This is a genomic window from Plantactinospora sp. BB1, assembly GCF_003030385.1.
Taxonomy (GTDB): Bacteria; Actinomycetota; Actinomycetes; order Mycobacteriales; family Micromonosporaceae; genus Plantactinospora.
Genome location: NZ_CP028159.1, coordinates 6,088,879 through 6,099,973 on the forward strand (window position 1 = coordinate 6,088,879; position 11,095 = coordinate 6,099,973).

The following is an 11,095-nucleotide window of genomic DNA, read 5'->3' on the forward strand; positions in this document are numbered from 1 at the left end:
TGACCGGCCGTTATGCCGAAGATCGCGTTTTGCGTCGGGCGTACCGGGGTAGCGCTGTTCCCGACCGTCGTCGATCCGGACCGGCGGCGGGGAAGAGGTGTCGGGGACACGCGATGCAGGTGTTGGACGGGCGGTACCGCCTCGATCAGCGGATCGGGGCAGGGGGCATGTCGGAGGTCTGGCGTGCCCACGACGAGGTGCTCGACCGGCCGGTCGCGGTCAAAATCATCACCTTGCCGTACGCCGATCCGGCGGCCGGCCGGGCGATCGCGGACCAGGCCCGGACGGAGGCCCGCGCGGCGGCCCGGCTGGCTCATCCCAACATCGCCAGCGTGCACGACTTCGGCCTGGCGCACCTGCCGGACGGCCGGCCGGCGCCGTACATCGTGATGGAGCTGGTGGAGGGCAAGACGCTGGCGGTGCATCTGCGGTCCGGGGCGCTGGACTGGCGGATCGCGGTGCGGGTCTGCGCCGAGGTGGGCGCCGCGCTGGCCACGGCCCACCTGAGCGGCATCGTGCACCGGGACGTCAAGCCGGCCAATATCGTGCTCACCCCGTCGGGGGTGAAGGTCCTCGACTTCGGCATCGCGGCACTGATCGGCGAGCGTGACCTGCTGACCGGGGGCGAGCTGGTGGGCACCCCGGCGTTCGTCGCCCCGGAGCGGCTCAACGGGGTCGGCGTCAGTCCGGCCACCGACGTGTACGCCGTCGGCGTGCTGCTCTACCTCACCCTGGTCGGACGGCTGCCGTGGCCGGTACGCGCGGAACCGGACCGACCGTTCGCGCACGTCTACCGGGCTCCGGATCCACTACCGCCGGTCGACGGCCTCCCCGCCGACCTGGCCGAGCTGTGTCTGCGCTGCCTGAGTGCCGATCCGGCCGACCGGCCGGCGAGTGTCGCCATGGCGCTGCTGCTGGCCGAGGCGGTGGAGGCGCAGGTGTACGTCCCGGTCGGCGTCCTGCCGCCACCGTTCCGTCCGGATGTCGCGGCACCTCGACGGCCGGTGTCGGACGACGATCCGGCGCTGGACGAGGTGACCCTGCCAGCGGCCGTCGATCCGTTCCCGCCGCCACCACCCACCGGCCGACCCGACCACGACGGCGGACCCGAGCACAACGGCGTACCCGACCCGGCTGGCGACGTGCCGCATCCGGCGCGCTCGGTACCGGCTCCGGTGCCGTCCGAACCGCAGGTCGCGCGCCCGGGTCGGCACCGCGCCTGAGATCAGTGTGCGGTACCACCGTCGGCGGAGCGTGCCGTGTTCCCCGGCACCCGCTCCACCGCCGCCCGCTCCCCCGGCGCCCGCTCCTCCGGTGCGTCGAGATGGGCGCCGAGGTGGGCGCGGAGCTGGTCGGCGTCGGGCATGCCGAGTTCGGTGTAGAGGGAGACGGCCTGCTCGTAGTGCCGGCGGGCCAGGGCCGACTGTTCGAGGATCCGGTACGCGCGTCCGAGTCCGGCGTGCGCGCGGGCCTGCTGGCAACGGTCGCCGAGGTCGATCGCGGCGGTGTGGTGACTGGCGGCGGCGTCCGGCCGGCCGGCGACACGGGCGGCCTCGCCGAGGCCGTTGAGTGCCCAGGCCCGGCCGTGCCGGTCGCCGATACTGCGGAAGATCTCCAGGGCCCGCCGGTGGTATTCGGTGGCCTGGCCGGGCTGGTCGAGGCGGAGATGGAGGGTGCCGAGGCCGTCCAGCGTCCAGGCCTCGCCGTTGCGGTCACCGACCTGCCGGAACAGCCGCAGCGACTGCCGGAGGTGTTCCGCCGCCGAGGCGTACCGGCCGAGTCGCCGTTCGACGTCGCCGAGGTTGTTCAGCGTGGCGGCCTCGCCGGCATGGTTGCCCGCCTGCCGGCAGAGGGTCAACGCCTGTTCGAGATGGCCGGCCGCCGACTCGTAGCGACCGAGCCGCTCCTCGACGACGCCGAGGCTGGTCAGCGCCCGGGCTTCGCCGGTCCGGTCACCGACCTGCCGGCAGACGACCAGGGCGCGCTCGTAGTGCTCGATGGCCATCTGGTAGTTGCCCAGCCGCTGCTCCACGACGCCGAGGCTGGTCAGGGCGCGGGCCTGGCCGACCCGGTCGCCGACCTCCCGGAACAGGTGCAACGCCCGTCGGAAGTGCGTCGCCGCCGGCCCGTACCTGCCGAGCCGCACGTGCGCGGTGCCGAGGTTGGTCAGGGCCCGCGCCTCGCCGACCGGGTCACCGGCGCGTTGCGCGGCGTCCCGGGCGTGCCCGTGCACGGCGAGCGCGTCGGCGTGGTGCCCACCGTCGAGATAGCGGAAGAGGCAGACCGAGAGTCGGGGGGTGTGGGCGGGCCAGCCGTGCCCGGCGGTGTGTGCGGCCACGGCGACCAGGGTGGGACGTTCGGTGTCCAGCCACGCGCGGGCGCCGTCCGGGCCGGCCAGCACCGGCACCGGGGTGGCCGGCGGCGGGACCTCGGGTCGGTCACCCGCCCCGGCCGGTATCAGGATGTCCATCGCGGCGGCGGATGTCGCCAGGTAGAAGTCGAAGAGGCGGGTCAGCGCGGCGCGCCGACCGGAGGGCGGGTCCTCGTCCCTGGCCCGGCCCATGGCGTAGCCGCGTACCAGATCATGAAAGCTGTACCGGCCCGCCGTGGCCTGCTGCAACAGGTGGTCGGCGCAGAGGCGGTCCAGGTGGCGCCGGGTGGTCGCCGGATCGGTGTCGGCCAGCGCCGTCGCGGCATGGAGGTCGAAATCCTGACCGGGATGCAACGCGGCCAACCGCAGCAGCCGCTGCTCCTGCCCCGGTAGGTGCCGGTAGGAGAGGTCGAACGCCAACTCGATGCCGACGTCCAGCCGCCCGTCCTGGTGGCGTTCGTCGAGCCGCTCGGCGTGGTCGGTCAAGCTCCAGCCGGGCGTGCCACGGATGTGTCCGGCGACCAGCCCGAGGGCGAGCGGCAGGTGCCCGCAGCGTTGGGCGACCCGGGCCGCCGCGCCCGGGTCCTGACCGACCGGTGTCTGCGGTGCCGCCCGGGTCAGGAACGCCAACGCCTCGTCGGGGGTGAAGAGGTCGACCGTCAGCTGTGTCGCCGACGGCAGGCCGGTGAGGCGGCGCCGGCTGGTGACCAGCGTCGGGCAGCCCGGAGTCTCCGGTAGCAGCGGCCGGACCTGGCCGGCGTCGGCCGCGTTGTCGAGCAGGACCAGGGTGCGGCTGCCGGCCAGGCGCTCCCGGTACGCGGCGACCCGCGCCGGCAGGTCGTGCGGAATCTGCTGGCCCGGCATCCCGAGCAGGCGCAGGAAACCGTCCAGCACGGCGGCCGGGTCGGCCGGTGGCTGGACCGGGTCGGGGTGGAACCCGCGCAGGTCGACGAAGAGCACCCGGTCCAGCGGCAGCTCCCGGGCGAGCAGGTGACCGGCGTGGATGGCGAGCTGGGTCTTCCCGACGCCGGCCATCCCGGCGATCGCGCAGACCACCGCCGCGCCGCCGTCCCGGTCGCCGCCGGAGAGGGTACGACGGATGCGGTCCAGTTCGGCGGTACGGCCGGTGAACCCGGTGAGGTCCTTCGGCAGCCGGTCCTGTACCCGTACCTGCCCCGCCGCGCGGATCTCCCCGCCGATCACCTGGAGCGCCTGCCGCCACTGCGTCACGTACCCCGGATCCGGATGCAGGGCCTGCACCACCGCGACGACCAGGTCGACGTTCAACCGCCGCCGGCCGGGCCGGAAGCAGTCCACCACGGTGGTCTTGCCGACGAGTTCGGCGGCGGGCCGCCCGGCCGAGGTCCAGGCCGCGTTGACCCGGTCCTTGATCGATTCGTACGACGGTTCGCCGGCCCAGGTCTTCAGCGACCGCAGCCGCTCGACGAGACCGTCGATGGTGCCGGCCTGCCCGGGATCGGGCAGCAGCGTGAAGGTCTCCACCAGTTCCTGGGCAGGTCGCATCCGTCACTTCCCAAGCCGGGTGACATCGTCCGGACCATTCACGTTATCGATCCGGCGCACGGCGGCTGTCGGCCGCGAGACAGTGCCCGGTATCCGTCTCCACCAGCGGCCCGGCGGAGGCACAGGCGGCCCGCCGACGGCCGGCCCGCGTTCGGATTCGGTCGGGATTTCTCCGGCCGGCCCGTCCACCCCGGAGAGTCGGTGCCAGGTGGTCAGGCCGGCCAGGCCGGGACCGCCCGTCAGTTCCCGCATTCCCGTTGGAGGAAGAATGCACAGCGCCAGATTCCCCACATTCGACTCGGGCGGAGGTGGCGCCCTCCGGCTACGCCCCGCCCGACCGGTCACCCGGGGCAGCCGGATCCTCGCCGTGGCGGTCGCCCTGCTGGTCGCCTCCTTCGTGCTGGTCGTGCCCTCGCCCGCGCAGGCGGACACCCTCCGCCGAGAGCTGGTGAGTGGCTACGGCAACCTTCGCGCCGACGTGATCTGGGCCTCGACTGCGACACATCAGGGCGTCTTCCTCTGGCCGGACAACGCCAGCGCCTCGCAGGAGTTCGACCTGCTCGACAGCGGCGGCGGCTTCTTCCGGATCAGGGCCCGGCACTCCGGTCAGTGCCTGATGCTGGACTGGCGTGCCGGGTTCTACGACAACGGCACGCCGATCATCCAGTACCCGCACTGTTCCGCCGGCTACACCCCGGGCGAGTGGTTCACCCAGGAGGTCTTCCACAAGCCCTGTACGGGTCAGTGCTTCGGCTCCTGGTTCGTACTGATCAAGAACCGTGAGACCGGCATGTGCCTGGATGCCGCCGCGCCGTCCGGCCAGCCCGCCCAACAGGCGGTGTTGCAGCAGTGGCAGTGCATCTCGGCCACCACCGACTGGAACGCCTTCAACCAGATGTGGAAGATCTACGACCCCACTCCGGTGATCATCGGCTGACGCGGCAGCGGCGGTCCGCGGTGGACGGGTGCCGGCCGGCGCCCGTCCACCGCAGGGTTCACTCGTCGTGCAGCACCCCGGCGATCGGCAGTCGCGCCGCCGAGCGGGCCGGCGGCAGCGCCGAGCATCGCGATCACCGCCCCCGCCACGGCCAGTACGCCGAGCAGCGGCACCTCCCAGACGTTGATCACCGAGTCCGGTACCCGGATCTTCGCCAGGCTCGGCCTCCGGGACCGCGCCCAGGCGGTCGTACTCGCCTACGGGACCGGGCTGGTCACGCCCGGCGAACCGGCCGGTGGGTAGCCGGATCAGATGGCGGTGGAGAGTTCGTTGTAGTGGTCGGCCGGCTCCTGACCGGAGAGGTCCCGGATCGCCAGCATGATCTCGTCGGTGGCCGCGCGCCGGGCCTGCCCGCCGCTGGTGTCCGGCGGCTGGGTGAACCGCAGCGGCGTGCCGAAGCGCACCGTCACCCGGCCGGGTCGGGGCAGCCGCGACCCGACCGGCTGGATCCGTTCGGTGCCGAGTACGGCGACCGGCACCACCGGGGCGCCCGAGGCGAGAGCCAGCCAGGCGACTCCGGTGCGGCCACGGTAGAGCCGGCCGTCGCGCGACCGGCTGCCCTCGGGGTGGATGCCGAAGGCACCTCCCTCGGCGAGGACGCCCAGCGCCAGGTCCAGCGCGTTCCGGGCCGCTCGGTGACCGCCGCGCGGCACCGGGATCGCGTCGACGCCGGTCAGACAGGCCCGGACCAGCGCTCCCCGCGGCCCCGGCTGCCGAAAGTACTCGGCCTTGGCGAGGAAGGCGACCGGCCGGGGCGCCACCAGCGGGATCACCACACTGTCCAGCACGGAGAGATGGTTGGCGGCGAGGATCACCGGGCCCTGCCGGGGGACGTTTGCCCGGCCCTCGATCACCGGTCGGAAGACGAGCCGGGCCAACGGCGCGAGCAGCAGTCGGGTGGTCGCCTGGAGCAGCACGTGATCCTCCGCGGGTCGGTGGCGGGGTCGGTGGCGGGTCGGGCCGGGTCAGTGCCGCCGCGCTGCGGTCTCGGCCGGCACCGGCGGGCCGAGGTGGGCGTCGATCGCGGCCCGCAGCAGCGGCTCGACCTCCCCGGTCCCGACCGTCATCTGGAGGCTTCCCCACTGCCAGAGCTGGGCGATGCCGTGCAGGTTCGCCCAGAGCGCACCGGCGGCGACGGCCGGCGGCGGAGCGCCGTCCCGCTCCGGACGGGCCCGGGCGACCAGCTCGACGAGTACCTCGAAGAGTGGCCGACTGGCCTCCCGCAGGCCGATGCCGTTGCCGCGCAGCAGGTCGTGCCGGAACATCAGCTCGAACATCCCGCGATTGGTCCGGGCGAACTCCAGATAGAGCCGGCCCAGCGCGAGCAGTCGGGCCGACGGGTCCGGGCCGGCGGGGTCACCGACCGCCTCGGCGACTCGCCGGCCGAGTTCCCGATAGCCCTCGGCGGCGATCGCGGCGAGCAGCGCCCGGTGGGTCGGGAAGTAGCGGCGCGGCGCGCCGTGCGAGACACCGGCCCGGCGGGCGATCTCCCGCAACGACAGCGCCTCGACGCCCTCCTCCGCCAGCAGGTCGAGCCCGGCTCGGACCAGCCGAGCCTGCACAGCACCGTCCGACTGAGCCATAGACACTGTCTACCAGTACTCCGTAGACATTGTCTACGGGCCGAGCGGACGGACGATGTCCCGGGCGTGGTCCACCACCGCCGCGCCGACCACGGTCGCCTCGACCGGCAGCATCTCCAGGCAGCGCCGCACCGCCGCCGCCATCAGGGTGTTCGGCACCCGCATCGAGAGGGTGCAGTGCGGCACCCAGCGACCGGGGCGGTACAGCTCGCTGACCGGCACGTCGGCCCAGGTCAGCCGCTCGTGCACCATCGCCTGGTGGGCCAGCAGTTCCGCGGTCGGCGTCGGGCCGAGCCAGAGCACCCGGCCGACGAACTGGCCGGCGTACTGGAAGGTCAGTCGCAGCGGAGCGGCCACCACCGTACCGGTCAGGGCCTCGGCGACCTGCTCCGGATCGAGCCGGGGCGCGACCGCCAGCGAGATGTGCGGCCGGTGCCGCTGACCGAGCAACGAGCGGAGGCTCTGCACACCCTCGGACTCCAGGGCGTCCCAGAGGACCCGGATCCGTCGGGTGGCGTCGGTGTCGAAATACAGCTCCAGGGCGGCGACCACCCGCCCACCCTAGGGGTGGGGTCGGGTCCGCCCGTACCTGTTTCCGGACCGGTTGGCCCGAGGCGAGAAGCGCGGCCGTACGTGTTCGACGCCCGGCCGGGCCGGACGCCCCGGGTACGCCGGGTTCGGCGCCTCGGCACCGGCGCGTACCCGCGAAGCGGCGGTGCCGGCGGTCGCGGCGGCGGCGTACGGCTGCGGTACCGGCCGACGGCGCAGCACCAACCAGACCACCAGGCCACCGAGCGCGGCACCCATCAGTACCGCCAGCACGAGGCGTACGGTCCCGGTGAACACGACCTGCCCGACGGCGGTTCCCAGCACCCAGCGGGTCACCCAACCCGTGGGCCCCGCCCTGCCCCACCCGCCGCTGTCCGGCCCCATCGACATCGCCCCTCCGCCCCTCGCGCGGTGTCGCGCGGGACCACCGTGCCCGGCGGGACATCGGGGGAACCGGCCAGCCGACCTCCTTGGCATCATGTGAAAAGGATTCGCCCTGATGGCGCTGTCGTTCCGGCGGCGGGCCGTTTCACAGCGGGCCGATTCGCGGCGGGCGGCGACGGCGGCTCCCCGTTCGCCGGTGTGCGCGAGCGGGGGCCGCCTCCGTGTCCCGCCGGAGTCGGCCCCCGCTACCCGCCCCCGGAAACGTCGTCCGGCGGGTCCCGGCTATCGCAGGCCGTTGGCGACCGCCGTGATCAGTTCACCGTTGCCGGTGTCCCCGGAGAGTTCCCAGAAGAAGGCGCCGCCCAGTCCCTGGCTCTTGGCGTACGACATCTTGCCGCCGATGGTGGCCGGGGTGTCGTAGCTCCACCAGTTGCTGCCGCACTTCGCGTACGCCGTGCCGGCGATCGTGCCGGTGGCCGGGCAGGTGTTCTTGAGTACCTTGTAGTCCTCGATGCCCGCCTCGTAGGTGCCCGGTGCCGCCCCGGTGGCCGTACCGCCCGGGGTGGCCTGGGTGACCCCGGTCCAGCCCCGGCCGTAGAAGCCGATGCCGAGCAGCAGTTTGCTGGCCGGGATGCCCTTGCTCTTCAGCTTCTGGATCGCCGCGTCGGACCAGAAGCCCTGCTGTGGAATCCCGGCGTACGAGGTCAGCGGCGAGTGCGGGGCCGTCGGGCCCTGCGCGGCGAAGGCGCCGAAGTAGTCGTACGTCATCGGCATCAGCCAGTTGAGGTTGTTGATCGCACCGGCATAGTCGGCCGCGTCGATCTTGCCGCCGTTGCTGCCGTCCGCGGTGATCGCGGCGGTGACCAGGTTCGACGAGCCGAACCGGCCGCGCAGCGCGGAGATCAGGTTCTTGAACGCGTTCGGGCCGCTGGCGTCGCAGGTCAGGCCGCAGGCGTTCGGGTACTCCCAGTCGATGTCGATGCCGTCGAAGACGTCCGCCCAGCGCGGGTCCTCGACCAGGTTGTAGCAGGACTCGGCGAACGCGGCCGGGTTCTGCGCGGCCTGGGTGAAGCCGCCGGACCAGGTCCAGCCGCCGAACGACCAGATCACCTTGAGGTGCGGGTACATCCGCTTGAGCTTGCGGAGCTGGTTGAAGCTGCCGCGCAGCGCACCGGCGTCCCAGGTGTCGGCGACGCCGTCCACACTCTCCGCCGCCGAGTACGCCCGGTCGTAGTCGGCGTAGCTGTCGCCGATGGTGCACCGGCCGCCGGTGGTGTTGCCGAAGGCGTACAGGATGTGGGTCAGCTTGGCGGCCGAGCCGCTGGTGTGGATGTTCTTGACGTGGTAGGCCCGCTGGTAGACGCCCCACTGGGCGAAGTAGCCGACCACCTTCTGCGCACCCGGGTTGGTCGGCGGCGGGGTGGTCGGCGGTGGCGTGGTCGGCGGCGGGGTCGTCGGCCGTACGGTCGTCGGGGTGGCGGTCGGGGTCGGTCCACCGCCGCAGGCGGCGCCGTTGACGGTGCAGTTCGCCGGGGGCCGGTAGCCGCCGGTGCCGACGTAGCCCCAGGTCGCCGAGGCGCCCGGGGCGAGCGTGCCGGCCCAGCTCTTCTGCACGGCCACGTAGCGGTTGCCGCTGCGGGTGACGTCGGCGTCCCAGAAGCTGCTGATGGTGGTCCCGGCGGGCAGGTCGAACTCGACCCGCCAGCTGGCGACCGGTGCGTCGGTGCCGTTGGTGACGGTGACCCTGACCTCGTGGCCGGAGCCCCAGTCGGAGCTGGCGGCGAAGGTGGTGGTCAGGCTGCCGGCGCCGAGGGCCGCGGTGATCGGGACCACGGCGACGGCCACCGCAGCCGCGACGCCGGCCCACAACGCGCGGCGGATGGATCTCCTCATGGTGGCGTCTCCCTTATTGATAGGAAACTTTCCAGATAGTGAGGCGACGCTACTCAGCAGTTCACCGCTTCGTCAAGATGTCCATGTTTCGATTCCACCGCCACGACCCGGTTCCGCACCGCGGCCGCCACCGGGCGGGCTGCGCCGGACGGGTGGCGGGGAAGTCGATCCTGACGACAGCGTCGCCGGGTAGCCTCTGGGCCATGACCGAGCGGAGAGTGGATGTCAGTCGGGTGCGACGGCCGGGACACGGCGACGATCGCCGGACCGGCCGGACGGCGCAGCGGGGCGGAGACATCCGGTGAGCGTCTTCGACGTCCAGATCGGAGCGCTGACCGGCGACGGGTTCGTCGGCCTGGAGCAGTTCCGGGGCAACGCCATGCTGGTGGTCAACCTCGCCTCCAAGTGCGGGCTGACCCCGCAGTACGCCGGGCTCCAGGCGCTGCACCAGCGATACGCCGACCGTGGGCTGACGGTGCTCGGCGTACCCAGCAACCAGTTCGCCGACCAGGAGCCGGGCACCCCGGCCGAGATCGCCGAGTTCGCCCGCTCCACCTTCGGGGCCACCTTCCCGATGACCGAGAAGATCGACGTGAACGGACCCGGCCGGCACCCGCTCTACGCCGCACTGGTCGACACCCCCGACCCGGAGGGGCACTCCGGCGACGTCCGGTGGAACTTCGAGAAGTTCCTGGTCGGCCCGGACGGCAAGGTGGTCGCCCGGTTCGCGCCCCAGGTCGAGCCGGAGTCGCCGGAGATCACCGCCGCCGTCGAGCGGGTCCTGCCGAGATAGCGCCGGACCGCGCGGGAGCCGGCGTCAGAGCCAGCCGTGCTCGTGGGCCTGCCAGCCGAGCTGTAGCCGGGAGCGGGAGTTGGTGCGGTGCATCAGCACCTGCACCCGGCGTACGACGGTCCGGCGGCTGAGTCCGAGCCGGGCGCCGGCCGCCTCGTCGGTCAGCCCCGCCACCAGCAGCGAGAGCAGGTGCCGGTCCTCGGCGGAGATGCCGAGCGCCGTCGGCACCTGCTCCGGGCCGGCCGCCGACAGCGGTGTCGCCTGGGTCCAGAGCGTCTCGAAGAGCGCCACCAGGGCGTCCAGCAGGCCGCACGGATGCACCAGCAGCGCCGCGTCGTGCGCCGACGCGGTCCAGGCCAACGGCAGCAGTGCCAGGGTGCGGTCCGCGACCGCCAGCTTGGTGGGGAGCCCGACGGCGAGCCGGGCCAGCTCACCCGCGCGGATGTGCGCGGCGACGCTGGCCGCGAACTCGGGGTCGTCCAGGGCACTGCTGTCGTACACCGCCCGGTAGGTCACCCCGGCGGCCTCCCGGTCGAGCTGGGTGGTGTTCACCGAGGTCGGGACCGCGTACGGGGGTGCCACCAGCACCCGCATCTCCTGCCGGGCGCTGCGCTGCACCCGCTCGAAGGCGCGACCGACCGCGGCCCGCCCCGAGACGATCTCGATCAGCTCCTCGGTACGCCGGTTGCTCGCCCGCCCCCGCGCCTCGGCGGCGAGCCGGTGCGCCGCCTCCCGGGTGAGTTCCAGTTCGGCGTACCGGCGCCGGATCAGTTGCTCGACGGCGAGATCGGGCGGCACCGGTACGACCCGTTCGGCGGGTGGCGGGGTGCGGTGCACGAAGCCCTCCCGTTCGAGTACCCCGACCGCCCGGCGTACCCGCGCCTCCGACAGGCCGAGCCGCTCCGCGAGGTCGACGAGCCGGGCGCCGCCCTGCCGGACCAGCGCCAGGTAGGCCGACTCCTCCACCGTGGTCAGCCCGGCGAACTTCAGCACGGCCGAAC

10 protein-coding genes and 1 pseudogene are annotated in these 11,095 nt (G+C 73.2%); 4 read left to right on the forward strand and 7 right to left on the reverse strand.

The genetic code is table 11. From position 1 onward, the window contains the following. Positions 1–113 precede the first annotated feature (113 nt). Positions 114–1,223 carry a serine/threonine-protein kinase gene (locus C6W10_RS26585; protein ID WP_107261500.1) on the forward strand — a complete coding sequence of 370 codons (1,110 nt, stop codon included), beginning with the start codon at positions 114–116 and terminating at the stop codon, positions 1,221–1,223. Positions 1,224–1,225: 2 nt separating this feature from the next. Here C6W10_RS26585 and C6W10_RS26590 read toward each other — a convergent pair whose 3' ends face one another. Continuing rightward, complete coding sequence (locus C6W10_RS26590; RefSeq protein ID WP_107261502.1) at positions 1,226–3,895, reverse strand: tetratricopeptide repeat protein; 2,670 nt, start codon at positions 3,893–3,895, stop codon at positions 1,226–1,228. 268 nt (positions 3,896–4,163) lie between these two features. Here C6W10_RS26590 and C6W10_RS26595 point away from each other — a divergent pair, with 268 nt between their 5' ends. Both C6W10_RS26595 and C6W10_RS26600 read left to right on the forward strand, forming a co-directional pair. Continuing rightward, positions 4,164–4,832 (forward strand): RICIN domain-containing protein, encoded by a 669-nt coding sequence (locus C6W10_RS26595; protein WP_159104760.1) that lies wholly within the window; start codon positions 4,164–4,166, stop codon positions 4,830–4,832. Positions 4,833–5,036: 204 nt separating this feature from the next. Then, positions 5,037–5,135, forward strand: a pseudogene (locus C6W10_RS26600) (DNA-binding response regulator); the annotation flags it as partial. 5 nt (positions 5,136–5,140) lie between these two features. Here C6W10_RS26600 and C6W10_RS26605 read toward each other — a convergent pair. The 5 genes from C6W10_RS26605 to C6W10_RS26625 form a co-directional block, all read right to left on the reverse strand. Then, a complete protein-coding gene (locus C6W10_RS26605; RefSeq protein WP_107261506.1) occupies positions 5,141–5,809 on the reverse strand; it encodes a 1-acyl-sn-glycerol-3-phosphate acyltransferase in 669 nt (222 codons plus the stop codon). 48 nt (positions 5,810–5,857) lie between these two features. Then, entirely contained in the window at positions 5,858–6,475 is a 618-nt protein-coding gene (locus tag C6W10_RS26610) for a TetR/AcrR family transcriptional regulator (protein ID WP_107261508.1), read from the reverse strand. Positions 6,476–6,508: 33 nt separating this feature from the next. Then, entirely contained in the window at positions 6,509–7,027 is a 519-nt protein-coding gene (locus C6W10_RS26615; RefSeq protein WP_107261510.1) for a 2'-5' RNA ligase family protein, read from the reverse strand. A 9-nt stretch (positions 7,028–7,036) separates the two neighbouring features. Beyond that, positions 7,037–7,348, reverse strand: coding sequence for a hypothetical protein (locus C6W10_RS26620; protein ID WP_159104761.1), 312 nt, complete (start codon positions 7,346–7,348; stop codon positions 7,037–7,039). 342 nt (positions 7,349–7,690) lie between these two features. Beyond that, on the reverse strand, positions 7,691–9,301 hold the full coding sequence (locus C6W10_RS26625; RefSeq protein WP_107261514.1) for a glycosyl hydrolase family 18 protein: 1,611 nt from the start codon (positions 9,299–9,301) through the stop codon (positions 7,691–7,693). 301 nt (positions 9,302–9,602) lie between these two features. Between C6W10_RS26625 and C6W10_RS26630 the strand changes: the two genes are divergently transcribed. After that, complete coding sequence (locus tag C6W10_RS26630; protein WP_107261516.1) at positions 9,603–10,094, forward strand: glutathione peroxidase; 492 nt, start codon at positions 9,603–9,605, stop codon at positions 10,092–10,094. A 24-nt stretch (positions 10,095–10,118) separates the two neighbouring features. Here C6W10_RS26630 and C6W10_RS26635 read toward each other — a convergent pair whose 3' ends face one another. Continuing rightward, on the reverse strand, positions 10,119–11,087 hold the full coding sequence (locus C6W10_RS26635) for a TrmB family transcriptional regulator (protein WP_199853160.1): 969 nt from the start codon (positions 11,085–11,087) through the stop codon (positions 10,119–10,121). Positions 11,088–11,095 lie beyond the last annotated feature (8 nt).